The organism is Photobacterium sp. Hal280 (assembly GCF_037162255.1).
Lineage (GTDB): Bacteria > Pseudomonadota > Gammaproteobacteria > Enterobacterales > Vibrionaceae > Photobacterium.
Map to the genome: position 1 here is coordinate 215,970 of NZ_JARLUO010000001.1, position 22,352 is coordinate 238,321.

Consider the following 22,352-nt stretch of genomic DNA (forward strand, 5'->3'; position numbering starts at 1 on the left):
CTTGTTTGTATGCTCTGGCCTGACAGCCAGGGCATATCAACCATTTTACTGACTTTGAACCACTGACTGACTTTCCCGAATCGATTCCAAAGCCCGGACACGGCGGATCTGGCTTGCGGAAAACGAGGCCTGCCTGAGTTCATGCAACGCCTGCTGCGTTTGTTCTCTTGCCAGGTTGTTGTCCGCTAAAATCGCATCCCGTTGCTGAAAATATTGCTCCAGCTTTGTTTCAAAATCTGCACGTGCTTTGCGCAAAGTCACCAGTCTGTCTGCCGCTTCAGCCCCCACTAATGCTTGCTGTTTCAGATACCTCTCCTGTTCGTCTAACGCATTTGTGGCTTGAAGTTGCGACAGTACGGCTGCATTTCGGTAGCTCTGCTGCATGACAGGTGGAAGCGTATTGATTTCCTGCTCCCAGGCAGCGTCGTAATCGTCCTGATGGATCATGCGATCTTTTAATTCAAGTTGCCGTAAGGCGAGTTGTCGCTGCATATTTTCTTCACCAAACAGCTTTTGCTGTTCTTCGGCACTGAAAAAGGCTGACTGGGTTTGCAACACCTGATCGTTCAATCGCTGCAGGCTTTCTGTGTTGAATGGATGTTGGTTGTCGGGGGTAAGGTTGCTCAGCGACATCCGATATTGAATGAATCGCTCGAACAAGTCGTTGTCCAGCTGATAAGCATTCGGCTGACCGGCATTGTAAGTGTTGAAATGTGTTTTTAGTGTTTCAAGATCTGCTTCGCCAAGCCCTGACAGAAAATAATCAAACGTATCGCGAGAAGAATAGGTATCTACCTTGGTGTCTTGCTGGGAAGGCACTTGTATAGCGGGTGCATCGGAGGTCGTTGGGTTGTAGAAACAGACCGCACTTGCCGCTGCTGCTACACCGATGAGTGAAAGTACGGTCTTTTTCATTATTTATAGGCCCTGTAGCTGTAAACGGTTCGCATGCTGGCGGTAAAGTGTAGTGGGCGCGGTTTCGAACAAATGCGTAATGCCCAGCAAGCCGTTGATTTCATCGAGATGATTCATTTGATAATCATCCCGTATGACTTTGCCCAGGTGAGAGCTGCAACGACCCACCAGTCCATCATTCGGCTCGTCGAATACCAGGCCCAATACAGTCATCGCAGCATCGGTCGGGTCCAGCGCATTGGTGAAATTCCCTGTACCGCTCCACGAGAAGTAATACACACCATTGTCAGCGACATAGTCTCCTTCACCGCACCGGGTGGTGGGGATGCCTTCCGGATATTTCCGGTTAAATGCCAACGAGCCTTCAGTGGTGAGCGCAGCCAGTGAGGCAAGCGGGTCTTGCGGTAATGCACTCCCGCCGGATAACAGGTTGATCAAGGTAACCAGTCCCTGTGCCAGTTCAACGGCGACGCCTTCCGGCAGCGAGCCTTCCGGTATGGTGCCCCGGACAATATCAGCAATGCGCGAGCCTTTGTTCACGCCGCCGATACTGGTCACAGAAGCGACCATTTCTGGTGCAACGGCAGCGACATAGCGGGCTGTCGGGCCACCGTGGCTGTGTCCGATCAGGTTCACTTTTTCAGCGCCGCTGATGGCCAGAACATCTTCTACTTGCGCCAATAGCTGCTCACCGCGTAATTCGCTGCTGTTTGTGGCAGAGACCTGAGCAACATAAACGGTCGCGCCGTCTTTATTCAGTGCATGTGGTATACCGTAGAAATAATCGATTCCTGCCAGGGAATCAAAACCAAACAGCCCATGAACCAGTACGATGGGATATTGGGTTTCGGTATAGCCTTTTCCTGCTACACCGGCAGTACTACTTCCTGCCTGACAGGTAAAGGTTGCGATACAGCAGATGAAGAAACTGATGAATTGTTTCAATGTAACTCTCCTTGTTAGACCTCCGATGAGTAGGAATCATAGTGGCAAAATTCAGCCTCGATTTAAGAATGTTATTTATTTGTGATCATTGTTTTAATTTTGTTTCATATCTGTCTTTGTAAGAGACGGCTTACAAATCGTCAGGGTGATAGTTTGGGAGTGCTTTCTATCTGTCTTCACTCAACTTAGAATCACTTTGCTCAGTAAACTCTTCGTTGCCTTTAGTTACAAAAAGGAACCTGTTATGACTTCTATTGATGTGGAAAAGCTTAAGGCTGACTACCCATTACTGAATCAATTGATCGCTTTGGAGGAAGTGTGCTGGTTTAACCCGGCTGTCACCCGTGTCAGTGAAGCCTTACCTTACGTCGGTTTAGAGGTTCAGGACATTCAGGATGCCAGTGACAGGCTGGCGAGGTTTGCACCTTTTCTGGCCACGGCATTTCCTGAAACGGCAAAGACAAACGGTTTGATTGAGTCTGAGCTGGTTGATATCCCCGCGATGAAGCAGTGCCTTGAAGCGTATTATGGCACTGAGATTGCTGGTCGTTTGATGCTGAAAAAAGACAGTCATCTGCCGATTTCCGGCTCGATCAAAGCGCGGGGCGGGATTTATGAAGTGCTGACACACGCTGAAAAGCTGGCGACAGAAGCCGGGCTGTTATCTGTATCTGATGATTACAGCCAATTGTATTCAGATACTTTCAGGGATTTTTTCAGCCAGTACAGTATTGCGGTGGGCTCGACTGGGAATCTGGGGATGTCGATTGGCATCATGAGTGCCAAACTGGGGTTTTCTGTGTCGGTTCATATGTCAGCGGATGCCAGGGAGTGGAAAAAGCAGAAGCTCAGAGAGCATGGCGTGAATGTGGTGGAGTATGAGCAGGATTATGGCGTTGCGGTCGAAAAAGGGCGCAAAGAAGCCGAGAAAGATCCGCGCTGCTTTTTTATTGATGATGAAAACTCCCGTACTTTATTTCTTGGTTATTCTGTCGCCGGCGAACGGCTGAAAAAGCAATTCGAGGCGCAGGGAATTGTTGTTGATGAAGCGCACCCGCTGTTTGTGTACCTGCCCTGTGGCGTCGGAGGCGGGCCGGGTGGCGTTGCCTTTGGATTAAAAATGGCGTTTGGCGATCACGTCCACTGCATTTTTGCTGAACCGACTCATTCTCCCTGTATGTTACTGGGCGTGCATACAGGATTGCACGATGCAATCTCTGTCCAGGACATTGGCCTGGATAACTTAACGGCAGCTGATGGACTTGCAGTCGGTCGGGCGTCTGGTTTTGTGGGACGGGCGATGGAGAGAATGCTGGACGGGTATTTCACGCTGTCTGATGCGCACATGTACCGTTTGTTGGGGCAGTTAGCGCAAAGCGAGGGCATTGAACTCGAGCCGTCTGCTTTGGCGGGCATGCCCGGTCCGGTGCATGTCATCCGGGACAAGGACTACGCTGCCCGAATGCTGTTTGATCCCCAGAAAATGCACAATGCGACTCATCTTGTCTGGGCTACGGGCGGTGGCATGGTGCCACCGGAAGAAATGGCGACGTACCTTGCCAAATCGGGTGTGGATACAGTCTCTTAAACAGATGATATCTGAAACCTCAGGGGGCTGGACTCAGCCCCCGGTTGCCCGCCCGTCATCGTGATGTTGATGCGGGTTTTATTGTGAATATCAAACCCTGTCAGACTCATGTTCATATTGATAGGGTGTATACGCTTTCCTTGTGATGTTCGCAGATCTGCGGCGATATAAAACTCGTCTGTCAGCCGAAACGACGTGTGGCAGTGGATACTGAAAGCATGACCCGCAATGACACGATTATTCTTCAGTAACTGAATGCCTGTATATTTATTGTCCGTCGTTTTCCTCACGCTGATCATCCTGGTGTCCTGAGTAATGAGCAGCCCATGTTCGTCGTGATGGGGGAGTTTCTCCGGGGATAAATCTCTGGCAACGCTGTAATTCCCCTGGTTATCACAGAGCCGGTAGCTGTAGTTCGTCTCTATGGTGAAGGGATGACTCCATCTGTACTGGCAGTGCGGTATGACTTTCCATGCGATGCATCTTGCTTCTTCATCCAGATAGTTTTTCTGGAAGATGGTGACACTCGGTAAATGAGTGTTCAATGACAAATTGCGAAAGCAAATATCCGTTTGCATACTTCCCCCTTAGCCGGACGGCGAACGTATTAGTCGTCACTTTTCAATAAAGCACTGAAGCCCATAATGTAGCCGAGTTCTTCTTTTTGAAATGGCTCAAGACCGTATGTGAAGTGAACCCGAAGAAAAATATCCATGGTATTACTTTCCAGCGCCACCCATCCTTTCACGGTAAAATCAGAATTGTCTTCATTGCTTGAATCAGATTGTGCAACCTGGTTATTTTCCGGCGCCGTGCTGGTTTGTTCAGACGTGGCGTCAGCTGTGGTTGTCTCGTTGTTCTCAGGCGTAGACTCGGGTTCTGAAGTTGAAGTTTCACTGCTTTTGTCAGAGTCAGAATCAGCGGAGTCGGTCAGCGCTTGCGGTGCAGGAATGTCTGTTTGCCCTTGTGCGGTTGTTAATGCCTGAATATGACTGCTGATACCTGCCGGATTATTTGTGTAATCTGCAATAGTAATGGCCGCTGAGATAAATGTGCCGTTATCACTATATTGCGGAATACCGGTGATCTGAACGCCATTATACGGAGCCTGAGTGTTGGTTTTTTCTTTCCAGTCGCCAGACTGCCAGGTGTGTGCAGTTGCGGGTGTTTGATTATCAGTCATCATCGTGCCTCTTTGCAGTAGAAGGAATTGAAGCGGGTGTTACAGTTACAGCTGTAACACCCGGGCTATTCAGTCTTACTTGTTGATGTTTTCCAGATGGAATTCAAATGGTGAAGCTGTTGGCCCAGAACCACCACCAGTCATTACAAGATCGGCACTTTGAATGCCGAACAGGTTAATTTCAGTGTTTACTTGCTGGATAATCGCTGAATTCATCACTTCGCCTTCAACAACTTGTGAGACAACCCCGACGAAAATACTTGGATGGAACTGGAAAACCCCTTTTTGACCAGGTGACACATTGGTTTTAGCAGCCAGTAGCTTTCCGTCACGATAGATATTGGCATTAATCGAACCACTGCTCAGGTTATTACGCACTTCTACTTCTTGTTGAGATACGGCGGGCGTGCTGGCAAGCCGCAGGACATCACCGGAAGTATCTTTGACCATTTCATAAGCCTGGCCGTCGTAAGCCGTCATCTGTGGTGTGTAGTTACCATAGGAGTCGCTCGCACAGACTTCAAATTTCAAAGGATAAACGAAAGGATGGTTATCATTACGTCCACAGTTTTGGATAACACGCCACGCAATGGCTATTTCGTCAAAACTCTCTGCGACATTTTTCTGGAAAATAACCACTTCGCTGTTGTTGACATCATTAGAGCGGTTAATGAAGTTTAAGTTGATTTGTGACTGTGACATATTATTTTCCTCATAGATTAACTGACGTTTATATTCGTTGATTAAGGTGCTTGAGTTTTCAGGCACAAGTTAAAGGTAATGCTATTTTGTACGAATAACCTTTGTTTCATACCTTATTTTCTTTTTGATATCTTGGTATTCGGTTTCTAATGTGATGGACTTTGTCCTTTAAATAAAAAAGCCCATTGAATGGGCTTTTTTATTTGTGACGGGAGACGGATGGGCTATGGCGCTGTACCCGTAACCTGATAACTGTTAGCGCTATCAAAGCTTTGATTCAGTGCTGATTGCACTTTTCTCAAGACTCCCTGTTGATTGGGCTGATCATTAGTCATGGTTTCTTCAGACACATTGACATGAGCAACAGTGCTATTGCCATTCACGCCATTGACCTGAACCTGAAGGTTATGAAAACGATAGTTACCTTGCATAAAGGTGCCCTGCATGTCCAGACGCATGATTTGGTTTTGGACAATTGTGCCTGCATTATTACGGTAAATATCTGCATAGGTCAGTTGTCCGATAACATTGTAAACCGCTTCCTTCTGATTGTTGTTAAACACATTGGGTGAGCCAGGGAATAAATTATTGATGGGGCCTGTTTGTTGTACGTTAATTGCCATGATGAATTTCCTTCTGACGTTATAGTGGATTTTCCTATATTGTTCTTTGACGTTGAAAATGGCTGTCTCAGAACAATATAATTGTTATGTCATCTTGACCTGTTTTCCTTTTGTACAATCACCTTAAACTTTGCGTGCAGCATAGTTTAATGGGTTAATCCTGCATGGAGGACTTAAATTGCTTTCTGAACTGACTCGGACAGTGATGGTAGATACGCTTAAATGCAGTTGAGAAGTTATTCGAGTCCATATATCCCACTTTTTCTGCGATTTGAACAATGTTGAGTGATGATGTTTCGAGTAACTCTGCTGCTTTGTACATCCTTTGTTTTCGCAACCACTCGAAGACAGTCATGCCTAAATGATCTTTAAACACCTGGTTAAGTTTGTTTCTGTTTGTGCCAAGTACCCGACAGAGTGTCTCTAATTTGACATCTTCAGATATCGCACCATTGAGGTGTGTGATGCATTTTTCAATTAATATAAGCTGTGAGTCCATGGAACGACTATTCGTACCGATGTCTCTTTTCTCAGTGAAGGGATGATTATTTACATGTGTGTTTTTTGTATTTTTTTCTGCATGCAATATGTGTTTTATTCGATAGTTTATCTCTTTGCTGATGAATGGGCAGCTGATGTAATCAGTAATACCAATATCAAATAACTGCTTTTTTCGCTCAAATTCACTATGAATGATCGCAATGAACGCTGGTGGTGTTGTTTGTTGCAGAATAAACCGAAATGTTAACGCGTTTTTTGTGAGCTTTATGCGTTCAAAATCATTGTTGATGGCGTCAATGATGATTAAATCTGGTGTGTCTCTGAAGTGTAACTGTCCAATGTTATTGATGCTTTTTTGTATGAAAAGTATGTCCGTATTGAGTAAATTCTCTTGCAGTTCTATGGCGTAAGTGGACTTTTCACTCATTACCCAGGCCAATGCAAAGTATTTTTTTACAGTTTGTGATATTCATATCGATATTCCTTTATTAATTTATTCTTATGTTGGCGTACTGTGAAGTAACGCTCTGACGTTGTCTGTGTTAGCCATTTTATTGCTTTCACATCAGTAACTTTAGGGAATTATATCGACACTGCCTTTGAGAGAATCACTGACAGCTTTGTATGACGCACTATGATTCTGCTGACATTGATCTGAACGTTTATCACTATTGCGATTGGTATTTTCTTCTTTTGTGAATGCTTATGACAAAGGTGTCATTGCTGTAATCTATAGTCCGTAGAGCCGATAATCTTTCTGGTATACATTCAAACAGAACATTGATTTAACATTTTGACTTGAAATGAATAGGGTAATGTCCTGTTCAAATCTGTTTGAAGATACATATTGCTGTTTCAGGCGGATTATTCGAATTTACGTTTTTTGTCGTGGCGGTACGGCTTTGCACTATAACTGGACACCATGGTTTCAGAGACAGACTTATCGATGGAAGCTTTTAACCCTTCCATCAACAGGATTTCATCAGAGCGATTGATATAATCTTTGATGTTGTCTGCCAGCCTCTCAATGATCTTATCTGCCTGCCGAATCCTGAAACTGGTGGACTCAGCCAGTTTTAACAGATGGTGTTTATCCGGGAAAACTTTGCTGTTCGCCATCTTGAGTGCCATTTTATTGTCAATTGTGTCGTAAATCAGGGTATGGGTGATATCAAAAGGCGGGGAAACAAAGATGTGTTTCATGTCTTGTGTGTATTGCAATGCGAAATTTTTCAGATGTGCATCACCGTTGCCAATCAGGCAGTTAAAGACAATGTATTGATACATTTTCTCCACCTCAGCCAAACTATTGGTGTACAGATGGGTTGCTTTGAGCAGCGTTTCGTAGCTGCCGGTATATTTGGCATCCGGGTTGTTGGGCTTTTTCAGCAAGGTGGTGAAATCTTCATATCCCAGTAACTGGCCATCGGGTTTATCAAAACGTTCGACAATAAAGGTTTCCATATTGTCGGACAGATAAGTGGCCGGCGGTTCTAATCCGCAATAGCGTGCCGCTTCCATACAGACATATTCGTTGACTGTCAGCAACGGAAACTCCGAATCAAACGATTTAACGATCAGATCTTTTTGTTCTACCGTGCGATCGGTTTTGGGAATACTGACTTTAGGTTGCACACCGGCCAGCGCATTACGCAGATAATATTTCTCGAGCAGTTGCGGAAACAAAGGCGTGCTGCCCTGATAAGTCAGAATGTCTGTCAGGGATACCGAATCCGCTTCCGGAAGCTGCAACTCACTTCGGTAGCTGAGCATACCTATACTGTGTTCACCCTGCAGCGCGAGCAGGTACATGTCGTTGACCCGGGCATATCTTGCCAGTTTTTCAGCAATGAACCGGCGATTGAATCCCTCAGGCAGATTCTGCGCAAAAATAGGGTGTAATGCACCGGAGGAATAGCCATCCAGGTTGGATTTTGTCATGGTGAGGGAGACATGGCGCTGAGTTTGTATTGGTTGATAATGGTGAACAGAACCGTGCGTTAATACGCCCAATTCATCTTCATCCAGACACACAGTTATCTTTTCTATTTTGGCGGGCAGGTGATCCAGAGCCATGTTCAATCCTCATCAAACAGTGTGTCGATATCATCCCAGTCAGGTAATTGATGTTGCTTCGGTGATACCTGTAATTGCAAGCCAACGGCATCCAGGTAGCGCTCGAAAATGTCCAGAGAGCCGGTAAAGCGGCCGTTTTCAATTTCTGACAGGGTGGTTTTGTTAATGCCCGTCTGTTTTGCCATGGCTTTCTGTGTCGCGCCCCTGGCTTTCCTCGCCGTGGCGATTGCTTTACCTATGCTCTCTCGGTTGGCCATCTTGATATCCTATTTGCTATATAGCAAACAGTGTAGTTGATTGTGTGAAAGTTATCTATATAGCTAACATAATGTCGGTGATCACGCTTGTTAGCTATATGGCTAATTCAGATGATATGAAATGTAAAGCAAAGGGTCTGAAACACGAAAATGACTGATTGTCAGATCAGCCCCATGACCTGTAATTTCAGAAACACCGCCAGTGTTTTGGCATCCTGAATATTATTGCTGACCACTTTTCCGGTGAAAGTTTCAACAGACATAGTGACGACTTCGAGGATTTCATCTGCATCAAGATCCTCTTGAGCCGGAGACAGGTTCTTAGCCAGAAAGACATGCTGCACTTCATCACAAAAGCCGGGAACCGGCAGAAGTTCTCCCAGCGCCTGCCAATGACTCGCGGCGAGCTGGGTTTCTTCAGCTAGTTCTCGTTTCGCGCAATCGGCGATATCTTCCCCTTTTTCCAGAGTGCCTGCGGGGAACTCCAGAATCCAGCGCCCGATTGCAGGGCGGTATTGGCGTAACAGAACCAGTTCCCCGTGCGCCGTGACAGGCACAATAACCACAGCGCCCGGATGGCGTACTGTGGTAAAAGTGATGTCGCGTCCATCCGGCAATTGGTGCGTGCCTTGTTCTACGGAAAAGCCTTTCCATTGGCACAGGGTCTGTGATTTCATATTGCCTCTATGTGGTTTCATCACTGAATGTGTCAGCCAGTGTAACACCGAACGCCAGGCAGCGTGTTTATTGCAGTGATAAACATGCTGGCGTTGATAATCAAGAAATTATCGATTTCTGTGCGATGAGAGAAGCGCAGCAATCATGCGTCAGATGACGGTTGAAGATTCTCTGATATACTCAGCATCTGCAGCATAATGAAGCACTAAAAAACAAGGAGATTGTATGCGCGTTCTGGTCACAGGCGGTATGGGGTATATTGGCAGCCATACCTGCGTACAAATGATAGAAGCGGGAATGACCCCAATCATTGTCGACAACCTGTACAACAGCAAGAAGACCGTGCTGGAGCGAATTGAAAAACTGACCGGCGTCAGACCGGCATTTTTTGAAGGCGATATTCGTGATCGCGCATTTCTGGATAAAGTATTTCGTGAGAATGATGTTGAATCCGTGATTCACTTTGCAGGCCTGAAAGCCGTTGGTGAATCGGTTGCAAAACCGCTGGAATACTATGACAACAATGTTCACGGAACGCTTGTGCTGGTTGAGGCAATGCGTGAAGCCGGTGTGAACAGCATCATCTTCAGCTCTTCAGCGACAGTATACGGCGATCCGGCAAGCGTGCCGATCCTTGAATCATTCCCGACCAGTGCGACTAACCCTTATGGCCGCAGTAAGCTGATGGTAGAAGAGTGCCTGACGGATATTCAGCATGCTCACCCTGAAATGAGCATGACACTGTTGCGTTACTTTAACCCGGTAGGGGCGCATGAATCCGGAGAAATGGGCGAAGATCCTCAGGGGATCCCCAATAACCTGATGCCGTTTATTGCTCAGGTCGCTGTGGGCCGACGGGAATTCCTGTCTGTGTTTGGCGATGACTATCCCACAGTGGATGGTACAGGTGTGCGTGATTATATCCATGTTGTCGATCTGGCTGATGGCCATGTGGCCGCACTGACGCACAAAGGCAAAGAAGCCGGTTTGCATATTTACAATTTGGGTACTGGCAATGGCCTGAGTGTTTTGCAAATGGTTGACGCCTTTGCAAAAGCTTCAGAGAAAGCGGTGCCTTATCAGATTGCACCGCGACGCCCCGGTGATATTGCAGAATGCTGGGCTGATCCAGGTAAAGCAAAGAAAGAACTGCACTGGACGGCATCCCGTACTGTAGAGCAAATGACGCGGGATACCTGGCGCTGGCAGTCTCAGAACCCACAAGGGTATCCGGACAGTCACTGACAGTTATGATATTTATTGCATAAGCGGCCTTTCACGGGCCGTTTTTTTATGCATGTGTAATACGTTAACTCACTACTTTTCAATGCTTTTTCATCGTTAAGACATATATCTTTCATGCGTTTGTAAGATTTAGTGCATATGCTCCGCTCGTTAAATCTATTTGGATATGCGAAGAATAATAAGGAGCATACGATGTGGAAGCGTGATGAGCAGGACTCGCAACTCACTAAAATGATTGAAGCGAGATTATCGCGCCGTCATTTTCTGACTGGAACCGCTGTCGCCGGAGCAGGAGCATTTCTGGCATTAAATCCGGTGGCGAAAGCCGTAGCAGCTTCACCTAAATCCTCCCTGTTGAATTTTGACGCCGTACCTGTTTCCACAGCAGATACTGTGATTGTGCCGAAAGGCTATAAGGCAACACCACTGATGTCATGGGGTGACCCTATCTTTCCGGGGGCGCCTGAATTTGACCAAAGCGGAAAACAGGATTCACGAGCACAAGAGCGCCAGTTCGGTGATAACACGGATGGTATGAGCTTTTTTGCGATCAGTGAAGATCGCGGTGTGATGGCCATTAACAACGAATACACCAACTATGAGTATTTGTTCGATCACAAAGGTGACCGCATGACAGCTGATGATGTGCGTAAGGCACAGGCAGCCGTCGGCGTGACTATCGTCGAAGTTGTGCGCAAAAACGGACAATGGGCTGTTGATCAGAGTGGTAAACGAAATCGCCGTATTACAGCGAATACCCCGATGATGCTCACAGGGCCTGCCGCAGGTCATGCACTGATGAAAACGAAGGCGGATCCGACAGGCATGAAACCATTCGGGACGTTTAATAACTGTTCTAACGGTCAAACCCCCTGGGGGACCTATCTGACTTGTGAAGAAAACTTTGATGATTTCTTCGGGAGTGATGACAAAGGGGAGGTCAACGCCGATCAGGCCCGTTATGGTATTTCGGCATCACCCAGCGATTACAAATGGCATCAGCACGATGAACGTTTTGATGTGCTGAAAAACCCGAACGAAGCCAATCGCTTCGGCTGGATCGTCGAGATCGATCCAAATGATCCGCAGTCAACACCGATGAAGCGCACGGCATTAGGCCGCTTCAAACACGAAAATGCGGCGCTGACGCTGAATAAAGACGGCCATGCTGTGGTGTATCTGGGGGATGATGAGCGCGGCGAGCACCTGTACAAATTTGTTTCTAAGCAACGTTATCAGCAAGGCAATGATGCAGCGAATCGTAAGTTGCTCGAAGAAGGCACACTTTATGTTGCTCAGTTCGATATGAATGACGACCAGCTGAAAGGTCAGGGCAAGTGGATTGAACTGACGTTCGGCAAGCATGGTTTAACGCCGGAAAATGGGTTTAACGATCAGGCCGAAGTGCTGATTTTTGCCCGTCGCGCTGCGACTCAGGTCGGCGCCACCACGATGGATCGCCCTGAGTGGGTCGCCGTGCATCCAGACAATAAGCACGTATTCTGTACACTGACGAATAACAAGAACCGTGGTAAGGAAGGCCAGCCTGTGGGCGGACCGAATCCCCGGGCGAAGAATCACTACGGTCAGATTTTGCGCTGGATGCCACTCAATGGCGATCATACCAGTGAAGGCTTTGTCTGGGATTTGTATTTGATTGCCGGCAACCCTTCTGTTCACCAAGGTGATTTGTATGCCGGCAGCGACAATATCAACACGGGTAATATGTTCAACAGCCCGGATGGTATCGGGTTCGATAGCGCTGGCCGCTTGTGGATTCAGACCGACGGCAATTACTCGAACAAAGGCGATTTTGCCGGGCAGGGGAATAACCAGATGCTGTGTGGTGATCCTATGACGGGTGAGGTTCGCCGGTTTCTGACCGGGCCAATCGCCTGTGAAATTACAGGGCTGGCATTCTCACCTGATTACACAACGATGTTCGTGGGCGTTCAGCATCCGGGTGAAGAAGGCGCACCATCGCATTTCCCTTACGGTGGTAACACCAAGCCGCGTTCGACCATCATGATGATAACCCGTGAAGATGGCGGCGTGATCGGTGCCTGATGGTAAGACAGTAACCGCGTAATGATAACCAAAACGAAAATGGCCTCAGTCTGACTGAGGCCATGTTGTGTTGAAATTTCGTAACCTCTGGCAGCGCTTTTGCACCGTTGATCGAATCAAAACGTGTCGTGCTATGTCCTGCTATCTTGTCGTGGTTAATCAAGATAATTATGGTATAATCCGCCGCTAAATTTTCTCCCGGCTGTGAGACAGATCACAAGCAAACCACGGGGAAAATAATCTTATTTTTAGAGCGTTTTACCGGAGCAATACTTTGCACTTTAAAGATCTTGGTCTTGATCAGCGACTGTTGAAAAAATTGAACCACATGGCCTTCTCGCAGGCGACAGAAATCCAGCAGCAAGCGATTCCTGTAGCGATTGCCGGAAAAGATTTGCTGGCTTCCTCGAAAACCGGTTCCGGTAAAACTCTGGCATTTCTGCTGCCGGCCATGCAGCGCATGTACCGAGGTAAACCCTTTACCAAGCGTGATCCGCGCGTGGTCATTCTGACGCCGACCCGTGAACTGGCAAAGCAGGTTTATGCACAACTACGTACGCTGAATGCCGGTACACCTTATGACAGCACGTTAATTGTCGGTGGTGAAAACTTCAATGATCAGGTAAAAGCGCTGCGCAATGACCCCATGTTTGTTGTTGCAACACCTGGCCGTTTAGCGGACCATCTGGAGCACCGCAGCACGCACCTGAACGGTTTGGAAATGCTGATCATGGATGAAGCGGATCGTATGTTGGATCTGGGTTTTGCGCCAGAGTTGCGCAAAATACATCAGGCCGCTGATCACAGACGCCGTCAGACTTTGATGTTCTCCGCCACGTTAGACGATCCGGAAGTAATTGATATTGCATCGGAAATGCTGAACGAGCCTAAACGTATTGCCGTTGGTCATGCGGCGCAGGATCATGGTGATATTGAACAACGTTTTATCTTGTGTGATCACCTGGATCACAAGCAGGCTAATTTGGATCGCTTACTGGAGCAGGAAAATTATGACCAGGTCATTATTTTTACCGCGACACGAGAAGACACGAACCGCCTGACTGAGTTGCTCAATGAGCGGAAACTCAAAGCGGTAGCCTTGAGCGGTAACCTGAATCAAACCCAACGTAACAATATCATGAGCCAGTTTGAGCGGAATGTTCACAAGATTCTGGTGACGACGGATATTGCCTCGCGTGGTTTGGATATCAGTAAAGTCTCACACGTGATTAACTTTGACATGCCTAAGCATGCTGAAGAATATGTTCACCGGATTGGTCGTACTGGCCGGGCCGGCAATAAAGGCGATGCGGTGTCGCTGGTGGGGCCGAAAGACTGGAAAAGCTTTAAGAATGTGGAAGCTTTCCTGCAGAAACAAATCAGTTTCACCGCTCTTGAAGGATTGGAAGGCAAGTTTAAGGGGCTGAAACCAGCACCGAAGAAGGCCTATACACCGAAGAAGAATACCAAGGCGAAACCTCAGCAGGATAAAGCCAAGGCGACCTCTAAACCGAAGAAGAAGCTGGATAAACGTTTCTACGACAATATGGCGGTCGGGGATAACGTCTTTATGCCGAAGAAGAGAAAACCGGTAGAACCGTCAGCAGATGACGAATAACGCAAGATAAAACGGAAATAAGACAGGCCAGCTTTGCACTGGCCTGTTTTTTTATGTGCTAGCCATGCGGCTTTGACAGGTGCTGGACAAGGGCCCTGACAAACCGGGCAGCTTCCCCGCCTGTGCAGGCTCTGTGATCAAAGGTGACCGACAGCGGCATGGCTTTCACAGACAGCGGCTTATTGTCCTTCATCACAAGTTTATCAATGAGCCGGCCTGCGCCCACAATGGCAACCTGGGGCGGGGTGACCACAGGTGTGGCATAGATCCCCGCAATCGCACCGAAATTAGACAGTGTGATGGTGGCATGCTGAAACTCTTCCCGACCTATTTTTCTGGCCCTGATCCCTTCTGCGGTTTCGTCGATCCAGCGCCGGATGGCTTTGGGGTTCAGGCTACCTGCATCTCTGAGTACCGGGACATACAGACCGTGAGGGCTGTCGACCGCGATACCGATATTGACTTTATGGTGTACGCAGCGCGTCATGGTTTCGGCATCAAACCAGGCATTCAACGCCGATTCCTGTTCGCAGGCAGAAACGATGGCCTGAATAATACGGGTGGTGATGTCTTCGTCTTTCGGCCATTTATCCAGCAGCGCTTCTTCTGTGATGGTCACAGCGGCGACTTGCTGGTGGGCTTCTGTCATGCTGCCGACCATCGTCCGGCGAGCGCCCTTTAGCACTTCAGTCCCCGGAAGTTGCTGATCGCAAGCCCGATAGATGTCAGCTTCAACGATGACACCATTCGGGCCGCTTCCGTTGATTTGTTTCAGGTTTACCCCCAGTTTTTGAGCCAGCATGCGGGCGGCAGGTAAGGCGCTGATATGATCAGAGGATGGTTTTACCTGACTACCAACCCAAAACTCATCAACACTGACGCTTTGCGCATGGTGGGAGACGTTGCCCACCACTGTGGCGGCATCGGCACGCTGGTTTTTTTCCGGTTGGTTTGTGTCTTTGGTATTGGCATCGGTCGAATTTGTTTCGTCAATCTCCAGCAGCAAGCTACCAATGGAGATGACATCACCTTCATTACCGTGCCGGCTGACAATGGTGCCACTGTATGGCGCAGGGACTTCAACGGTGGCTTTGGCTGTTTCAACGGTCAGCACGACCTGGTCGACTTCCACGGTATCACCGACACTGACATGCCATTCAATAATCTCAGATTCGGCGAGTCCTTCGCCCAAATCCGGCAAGGAAAACGTCTTCATTTCCACCCCTCCACAAGTTGTTTGGCCGCAATGACAATGTCGTCTTTATTGATCATGAAATACTCTTCATTGCGGTAATAAGGCATGACGGTATCCATACCTGTGACCCGAATCGGTGGCGCTTTTAACAGGCACATTGCCTTCTCAGACACTTGTGCCAGCAATTCTGCACCGACACCGCAGGTCTTACTGGCTTCATGCACCACCAGCAAGCGACCGGTTTTTTCCAGTGAGGCAATAATGGTGTTGATGTCGATCGGTTTAATCGATGCCAGATCAATAACTTCGGCTTCAATGCCCATTTTGGAAAGTTCGTTCACGGCTTCAAGACTTTCGACAACGCAGGCCCCCCAGGTGACTACTGTTAAATCTCGCCCTTTACGCAATGTGAAACAGGTATCCAGCGGAAGCGCTTCACCGTTGTCGATGACATCGGATTTCACTGTCCGGTAGATACGTTTGGGCTCGAAGAACATCACGGGATCGTTGCTGCGGATTGCTGCGAGCAGCAGGCCATAAGCACGTTTTGGCGATGAAGGGATAACCACTTTTAAACCCGGCGTATGGGCAAAAATGGCCTCAACACTTTCTGAGTGGTGCTCCGGGGCATGAATCCCGCCGCCGAAAGGAGCGCGAAAAACGGCCGGGCAGGTAAGGCGGCCACGGGTACGGTTACGCCAGCGAGCCGCATGGCAGATCAGATGTTCAAGCGCAGGAAAAACAAATCCCTGAAACTGGAACTCAGCGACCGGGCGAAGCCCCTGGCTTGCCATCCCGATGGTGACACCACCAATCAGTGACTCAGCAAGCGGGGTGTCAATCACACGCTTTAAACCGAATTCTTTCTTCAGGCCAACAGTGGCACGAAATACACCGCCGTTATCGCCTACATCTTCCCCCAGGATGACCACATTTGGATCCCTGGCCATTTCGTGATGCAGTGCGAGGTTGACGGCTTCCAGCATGGTCATCTCAGCCATGACGGCCTCCCTGCATACGCATTGCTTTATTGATAATCGCATCCCGTTGGGAATGCATGTCATCAGTTGGTTGTTCATAAAGATAATCGAAAGCTGACTCTGGCGGCTGAGGTGCAATGGCAAGATAACGTTCTACGGCATCTTCCACGACTTTACGACAGTGCGTCAGCCATTGTTTTTCATCGTCTTCAGACCAGGCGTTTTGCGACACGAGAAACGCTTTCAGGCGTTTAACTGGCTCATACTGCCAGGCTTGTTGCAGCTCATCTTCATTTCGGTAGCGGCTGGCATCATCAGCGGTCGTGTGATCCCCTAAGCGATAACTGATTGCTTCAATTAAGGTGGCACCTTTTCCTTTTCGTGCATGATCCAGGCTTTTGATCACGATGTCATACATGGCGATGATGTCATTGCCGTCGACGGTGATGCCGGGTATGCCAGCGCCTTTGGCTTTATCGGATAACAACTCGGCGCCGCACTGCAACTTACGGGGCACGGAGATTGCCCACTGGTTATTGTTGATGACAAAGACCAGCGGGATGTTCCAGGCCCCAGCACAATTAATGGATTCTAAGAAATCGCCCTTAGAGGTTGCGCCATCACCACAGGTGACGAGTGCAGCATGATGTCCGCCCTGAATTTTCAGTGCGGCGGCAACGCCAACGGCATGGGTGCATTGCGTGGCAATCGGCACACAAAAGGGAAGATCACGGCAGGGCTGGTCGTTAAACGCAAAATCGCTGCCTCGCTCGTCACCGCCCCAATACTGGAGGTTTTTTTCCATTGCTATTCCGCGCGCCCACATTGCAGGCATGTCGCGGTAGTAAGGTATAAAGACATCGTCTTGTCTGAGGGCGCGGCCAACAGCGATACCTATCGCCTCTGATCCTAAATGGGATGGGTAGGTTCCGAGTTTACCTGTGCGCTGCAGCGCGACAGCTTTGTTGTCGTAAACTCTGGTCAGCACCATGTCCCGGTAAAAGCCTTGCAGCGTTGGGATATCCGCCCATGCCGGAAGCGGCGAGAGCAGTTGTCCCTGATAATCTAAGTAGCGGTGCATGCTTGTGGCTTGAACATTCATATCAAGCTCCTTCTGTCACTGCCCGAAACCATAAGGGCAGAAAAGTCACTGTTGTTAATTGCGTATTGCTAAGCCTGGCTATCCCTTCATCCTCAGCGTTGCAATTAGTTTCGGTGCAACCTGGCATTTTTGGGTATAGTAGGTGCATTACATACATGGAGTGGCGAACACTTCTAATTGTAATCAAAGTGTTAAAAAATGCGTTGGTCGCACATTGCCAACTTAGTAAAGAATTCGGTACAGCAGGTAATTTTCCAGTGTTTAATGCTGTATTTTTATGAGTGTCAGGGAGATGTTTGGATGAAGTTGATTGGAATCGCCAGACGTAAAGCGTCACGTGCTGTTATGGAAGAATTAAATCAAGCCAATGTAAGCTGTGAAAACGGTGTGGAAGGTGACTTTCGTGGGAAACCCGGTAAGCGACAGGTGACAGTATTGTCCCTTGATTCCTGGCAAGATGCCTGTGATGAAGTGGGGGAGACATTGCCCTGGACCCTCCGCCGGGCCAATCTGCTGGTGGAAGGAATGCGCTTTTCGGAACTTAATGTCGGTGATGTGATCTCAATTGGGCGTTTGCAGCTTCAGATTACACGAGAGACGGATCCCTGCCCCCGTATGGATGAACAATTTCAGGGCATGACTCAGGCACTCAGGCCGGAATGGCGCGGTGGAGTATGCTGTCGCGTGTTGTCTGACGGCGATATTCAGCTGGGGGACAGCGTGCAACTTGTTACTCAGGTTGAGTCTTAGTTTTCTCGGGTGTCGGTTTCTGTATCATAGGTTTCACAGACATAGTTTTCACAGACATAGTTTTCTCAATAGATAACAAGATGTCTCAGTGCTAAGAAATCGCGGTCTTTGGCCGTGTTGAACAGGGTATTTCAGGCATACTTTTCTATATATTGAAGGGCAGCAATGTGCTGACGCTGCCCGGATTCTGGAACGGGAAGTGTGTGGAATGAAGTTGTATTTTGTTGTCTTTATTGCCTGCTTTACGGCATCCGCCTGTTCTTCACAACGAGGCAGCGATAATGTCTATGCCCAGCAGGAGAGATATGTGCAGCAGGCATGTTACAGTCATTCAGCGATAGACAGCTACGCAGAGAACTTCAACCTATTCCTGACTGAGCGAAAACAGGAATTGAAAGTTCTTCGCCCTGAGTTAAGTTCGGAGAATTACCGGCAGTTGGATACAGCGTTGAATCATTTTGCCGACTATTGGAAAACGCTGAACGATGAGCGGGATCTTGCTTGTGAAGAGCAGGCGGCCTGCGAGTTCATGCAGCTGAAATCGCCCCAGATAAAAGTAGCCGATTCTGAAATGTGTGATGGCTCAGAGTTCATGTACAGTGTCAGCCGGGCAAAGATCATCTCATTTTTTAGTGATATTGAACGGCTTCAGTTGCAGCGCACTGATTTTTGAGTTTGCTGGCAGAAGCAGCGACTTGTCCCGCTCTGTGATATTGAGTTAAGTTAACGGGGCTGGCACTTGCCGTTATCCTGGTTTTTTATAAGTTGTGGTATACTGGCGAAAATTTGTATCAGATGGCCTGTCTGAACAACAAAGAACAGGCCGGGAAATAGGAAAAACATGCCAAGTTTTACTGTGAGCTGTCCGCATTGTCAGAAGGCAGTGTCTCTGCAGACCACGTCATTATCCAATACCGTTTCTTGTTCGCATTGTTCTAAAGCTGTATTGGATGGCAGCCCGGTAGAGGCAGACAGTAAGAACTTTGCTATGCTGATTCAAAGTCCCAAACCTGTGATAGTGACGTTTTGGGGCAATAATTGCCCTCCTTGTCAGGCATTTAAGCCCGTGGTTGAACAAGTCGCTAAACAGAAAAAGCAATACCGTTTTGTCAGGGTGAATGTGAATCAGCATCCGGACTTGGCAAAACGTTACAGAGTAAGAGGTGTTCCGACTGTTCTGGTTTTCAGAAAAGGGCGCCAGCAGGCTACCTTGAACACCGCATTACGAAAACCTGCGTTTTTGCAATGGCTTGAAGATGCACTTGAATGAGTGCGCACGACCAGAGCGAGTTTCGCCGGTTCATTAAATCGTCATGCTTCAATGGTTGACTGGCAATAGGTCAACCGTTTAAAGCTGATACTGATATCAACACTTTAGGAAAAAATGAGGAGGAATTTATGGCTATCAGCCGTAAAATTAGTAAGGAACGTCTGGCACTGAAAATGTCTCTTGCCGGTACGGTCCTGCTTGCCACTATGGGTATAGGTTATGGGCTGTATGTGGGATCTAGTGCGATTCTGCTCGACGGTATGTTCTCTTTTCTGAGTATGGGTATGACAGGCCTGAGTCTGTATACCGCCTACCTGGTCTCAAGACCGGACGATAACCACTTCCAGTTTGGTTACGCCCACATCGAACCTTTGATCAATGTCGTCAATGGCTTGCTCATCTTGGTAACCTGTTTGTTTGCACTCGTGAGTGGTGTGCAAACCATTGTCAACGGTGGCCATGAAGTTGTGCTGGAACATGCAATGGTATACGCAGTGTTGTCTACCATCAGTTGCTTTGGCATCTATTTCACGGAAACTCACATTGCCCGTAAGGTAGACTCCGAACTTGTTCGGGTCGACTCACAGGAATGGTTGGTCGATGGCATCTTGAGTGCCGCAATTTTAGTTGGTTTTATGCTGGTCATGGTGTTCGACAAAATAGGCTATTCACATTGGAATGCTTATGTCGATCCCATTTTGGTGTCTGCAATGGCGATTGCTGCGTCGGTCCTGCCGATTAAGGTGTTACGCCGTAACCTGCGCGAGGTGCTATTGGTCGCTCCGCATGATCAGGTGCAGAATCGGGTGGATACCGTGATTGAAGATCTGTCTAAACAGTATAACTTCGATGACTATACTCACCATTTCGCTAAAACAGGCCGTCAGTACGATCTGGAAATCAACATCCTTGTCAAAGACGATAAGTACTGGACCACAAAACGCCAGGACAAGATTCGTCAATTATTGTGGGATAAATTGAAAGGCGAACTGGGTGATACATGGCTGTCTGTTACCTTTACCGGTCAAAAACGCTGGTTGTAATGCATCAGGCAGATAGATAAATGAAATGCGGTCCACTCGGGCCGCATTTTTTATTAGTTAAACTTATATCAAAACCAAAGAATCATAAGGCAAATTTTGCTGGAACTTTGTGCAAATTAAGCGCAAAATACGTGTGGCTAAAAATTAGTCGCCGGAATGTTATAGCAAACTTTCAGTTGGAAAGCCGGATTTGAACCTTTTTCTCAGTATGCTATTGATACTGGGTCCCTTTCGGATGTGCTGCCTGAACTGATAACCGCCAAACCGGAGACGGAAGAACTACTTTTGTGTAGGTTTTAGCTGCTCTGTTTATTTTTTCTTGGCTGGTCGTTTAAGACTGCAGTGATTATCTGAATTTGGGGAAAGTTATGTTCGAGACACTACTGGTTATGGCATTTATTGTTGGCGGGATTGTGGTTGTATTAAAAGAAAAGAAAACCTGCAAGAACATTAACTACTCCAGTAAATCACTGTAAGTCGGCACAGAGATTCACGAGCACATGGCGGCATAAGCGCGCCTCCTGACACATCAATCCCTGAGCACTGCTCGGGGATTTTTTTATATTTATCAGGTAAAAAAGCAGGCGATGAATTGTACGGAAATTCACCTGTTTGGTCTCAAATGCCTGCCAGTGATTACCCCCGAGCTGGTAAGTGTGGGCATGCAGACCAAAAGTGAAACACTGGAGTTTATGTAATGAAGTGTTTTCGATATTATTGCCATGAATGCAAACTTTTACTTTTCATAAACATCAAGGATAAGTCGAGATGGCAGCTAGTTCTCGAAAAACGACAAAGGGAGAGCTTACCCGACAAAAAATCATTGAAGCAACATTGGATTTGATTGCGACGACAGGCTTAAACAGCTTGTCACACCGAAATATTGCCAATGCTGCTCAGGTTCGGTTATCACTGACCAGTTATTACTTTGAAAGCATGGATCATTTGATCCTGAGTGCATTTGAAGAATTTGCCAGACGAGAAGTGAAACAGATTCAATGGATTCAGGAGCAGGTGGACACGATTCTCAGAGAATACCTGGCAAAGGGAGTCAACGAGGATCGTGAATCATGTGTTCTGCAGCTAACCGAATTGTTAACACAGTACATTTCGACGGAGTTGACAGATGAGACGCGCCGTAAGCAGCTGACAATTCGCTGCCATTTCCTGTTTGCTCTCGGGCAGTCTGAGATGCTGGTCAAGCGAGTCAGTGAATATAAATTGCAAGTGCTGCGTTTGATCGAAAAAACGGCTGAACTGATAGGCAGTCCGTATCCGGAAATTGATGCCAACCTGGTCATTTTCACCTTCAGGGAATTTGAGTTTGCTTTGGTCAGTGGTGATCAAAACTTCAATCAGGAGATTGTATCTAAAACGTTAAAACGATTATTGTCGACACTTATTGCTACTGAATAACTCTAACTTTAGAACTGACTTTTCTCATTTCCTTTACCTTCTTCTTTTTCGTAGCTTGACCGAAAACAGCCGCTGTGTGTGATGACACAGTGGCTTCTTCACTGTATGCCGCATGTTCACTGACTTCATCAATCTGAATTGTTTGAATCATCGTCACATCTCAGGGCGATGTTTTTGTGATCAACTATCACTTACTCA

Annotated in this window: 22 protein-coding genes; 9 read left to right on the top strand and 13 right to left on the bottom strand. The window is 47.6% G+C overall.

From position 1 onward, the window contains the following. Positions 1 to 45: 45 nt before the first annotated feature. Both P4S53_RS01020 and P4S53_RS01025 read right to left on the bottom strand, forming a co-directional pair. A complete protein-coding gene (locus tag P4S53_RS01020; RefSeq protein ID WP_337110970.1) occupies positions 46 to 915 on the bottom strand; it encodes a lipase secretion chaperone in 870 nt (289 codons plus the stop codon). 3 nt (positions 916 to 918) lie between these two features. Further along, the gene (locus tag P4S53_RS01025) at positions 919 to 1,827 is read right to left on the bottom strand and encodes a lipase family alpha/beta hydrolase (RefSeq protein WP_442958633.1); all 909 of its coding nucleotides are present in this window, start codon (positions 1,825 to 1,827) and stop codon (positions 919 to 921) included. Positions 1,828 to 2,104: 277 nt separating this feature from the next. On the opposite strand from P4S53_RS01025, the gene P4S53_RS01030 reads away from it, so the two are divergent. Beyond that, entirely contained in the window at positions 2,105 to 3,448 is a 1,344-nt protein-coding gene (locus P4S53_RS01030; RefSeq protein WP_337110972.1) for a D-serine ammonia-lyase, read from the top strand. Here the strand turns inward: P4S53_RS01030 and P4S53_RS01035 are convergent. The 8 genes from P4S53_RS01035 to P4S53_RS01070 form a co-directional block, all read right to left on the bottom strand. After that, complete coding sequence (locus tag P4S53_RS01035) at positions 3,445 to 4,026, bottom strand: hypothetical protein (protein WP_337110973.1); 582 nt, start codon at positions 4,024 to 4,026, stop codon at positions 3,445 to 3,447. The genes P4S53_RS01030 and P4S53_RS01035 overlap by 4 nt on opposite strands. 29 nt (positions 4,027 to 4,055) lie before the next feature. Next, positions 4,056 to 4,634 (bottom strand): hypothetical protein, encoded by a 579-nt coding sequence (locus P4S53_RS01040; RefSeq protein ID WP_337110974.1) that lies wholly within the window; start codon positions 4,632 to 4,634, stop codon positions 4,056 to 4,058. Between the two features lie 72 nt (positions 4,635 to 4,706). After that, the gene (locus P4S53_RS01045; RefSeq protein WP_337110975.1) at positions 4,707 to 5,333 is read right to left on the bottom strand and encodes a hypothetical protein; all 627 of its coding nucleotides are present in this window, start codon (positions 5,331 to 5,333) and stop codon (positions 4,707 to 4,709) included. Between the two features lie 224 nt (positions 5,334 to 5,557). Then, entirely contained in the window at positions 5,558 to 5,956 is a 399-nt protein-coding gene (locus P4S53_RS01050) for a hypothetical protein (RefSeq protein ID WP_337110976.1), read from the bottom strand. 154 nt (positions 5,957 to 6,110) lie between these two features. Then, positions 6,111 to 6,884, bottom strand: a complete 774-nt coding sequence (locus tag P4S53_RS01055) for a helix-turn-helix domain-containing protein (RefSeq protein WP_337110977.1) — start codon at positions 6,882 to 6,884, stop codon at positions 6,111 to 6,113. A gap of 437 nt (positions 6,885 to 7,321) precedes the next feature. Further along, entirely contained in the window at positions 7,322 to 8,533 is a 1,212-nt protein-coding gene (locus P4S53_RS01060; RefSeq protein WP_337110978.1) for a type II toxin-antitoxin system HipA family toxin, read from the bottom strand. 2 nt (positions 8,534 to 8,535) lie between these two features. Continuing rightward, positions 8,536 to 8,790 carry a helix-turn-helix domain-containing protein gene (locus P4S53_RS01065; protein ID WP_337110979.1) on the bottom strand — a complete coding sequence of 85 codons (255 nt, stop codon included), beginning with the start codon at positions 8,788 to 8,790 and terminating at the stop codon, positions 8,536 to 8,538. A gap of 161 nt (positions 8,791 to 8,951) precedes the next feature. After that, positions 8,952 to 9,467, bottom strand: a complete 516-nt coding sequence (locus P4S53_RS01070; RefSeq protein WP_337110980.1) for an NUDIX hydrolase — start codon at positions 9,465 to 9,467, stop codon at positions 8,952 to 8,954. Between the two features lie 226 nt (positions 9,468 to 9,693). Here P4S53_RS01070 and galE point away from each other — a divergent pair, with 226 nt between their 5' ends. From galE to P4S53_RS01085, 3 genes are all read left to right on the top strand, one after another. Next, entirely contained in the window at positions 9,694 to 10,713 is a 1,020-nt protein-coding gene (galE, locus tag P4S53_RS01075) for a UDP-glucose 4-epimerase GalE (protein WP_337110981.1), read from the top strand. 192 nt (positions 10,714 to 10,905) lie between these two features. Further along, on the top strand, positions 10,906 to 12,780 hold the full coding sequence (locus P4S53_RS01080; RefSeq protein WP_337110982.1) for a PhoX family protein: 1,875 nt from the start codon (positions 10,906 to 10,908) through the stop codon (positions 12,778 to 12,780). Positions 12,781 to 13,054: 274 nt separating this feature from the next. Further along, on the top strand, positions 13,055 to 14,398 hold the full coding sequence (locus P4S53_RS01085) for a DEAD/DEAH box helicase (RefSeq protein WP_337110983.1): 1,344 nt from the start codon (positions 13,055 to 13,057) through the stop codon (positions 14,396 to 14,398). Between the two features lie 58 nt (positions 14,399 to 14,456). Here the strand turns inward: P4S53_RS01085 and P4S53_RS01090 are convergent, their stop codons facing one another. The 3 genes from P4S53_RS01090 to pdhA are packed head-to-tail and all read right to left on the bottom strand — an operon-like array spanning position 14,457 to position 17,675. Continuing rightward, on the bottom strand, positions 14,457 to 15,614 hold the full coding sequence (locus tag P4S53_RS01090; protein ID WP_337110984.1) for a dihydrolipoamide acetyltransferase family protein: 1,158 nt from the start codon (positions 15,612 to 15,614) through the stop codon (positions 14,457 to 14,459). Beyond that, on the bottom strand, positions 15,611 to 16,594 hold the full coding sequence (locus P4S53_RS01095) for an alpha-ketoacid dehydrogenase subunit beta (protein WP_337110985.1): 984 nt from the start codon (positions 16,592 to 16,594) through the stop codon (positions 15,611 to 15,613). Before P4S53_RS01095 ends, P4S53_RS01090 begins: the two co-directional genes overlap by 4 nt. Continuing rightward, entirely contained in the window at positions 16,587 to 17,675 is a 1,089-nt protein-coding gene (pdhA, locus tag P4S53_RS01100; RefSeq protein ID WP_337110986.1) for a pyruvate dehydrogenase (acetyl-transferring) E1 component subunit alpha, read from the bottom strand. Before pdhA ends, P4S53_RS01095 begins: the two co-directional genes overlap by 8 nt. A gap of 300 nt (positions 17,676 to 17,975) precedes the next feature. On the opposite strand from pdhA, the gene P4S53_RS01105 reads away from it, so the two are divergent. From P4S53_RS01105 to P4S53_RS01125, 5 genes are all read left to right on the top strand, one after another. Next, positions 17,976 to 18,425 carry an MOSC domain-containing protein gene (locus tag P4S53_RS01105; protein ID WP_337110987.1) on the top strand — a complete coding sequence of 150 codons (450 nt, stop codon included), beginning with the start codon at positions 17,976 to 17,978 and terminating at the stop codon, positions 18,423 to 18,425. Positions 18,426 to 18,633: 208 nt separating this feature from the next. After that, the gene (locus tag P4S53_RS01110; protein ID WP_337110988.1) at positions 18,634 to 19,098 is read left to right on the top strand and encodes a hypothetical protein; all 465 of its coding nucleotides are present in this window, start codon (positions 18,634 to 18,636) and stop codon (positions 19,096 to 19,098) included. A 168-nt stretch (positions 19,099 to 19,266) separates the two neighbouring features. After that, on the top strand, positions 19,267 to 19,695 hold the full coding sequence (gene trxC, locus P4S53_RS01115; protein ID WP_337110989.1) for a thioredoxin TrxC: 429 nt from the start codon (positions 19,267 to 19,269) through the stop codon (positions 19,693 to 19,695). A gap of 128 nt (positions 19,696 to 19,823) precedes the next feature. Further along, entirely contained in the window at positions 19,824 to 20,738 is a 915-nt protein-coding gene (locus P4S53_RS01120; protein WP_337110990.1) for a cation diffusion facilitator family transporter, read from the top strand. Positions 20,739 to 21,506: 768 nt separating this feature from the next. Beyond that, complete coding sequence (locus tag P4S53_RS01125; protein ID WP_337110991.1) at positions 21,507 to 22,154, top strand: TetR/AcrR family transcriptional regulator; 648 nt, start codon at positions 21,507 to 21,509, stop codon at positions 22,152 to 22,154. The last annotated feature ends 198 nt before the right edge of the window (positions 22,155 to 22,352 follow it).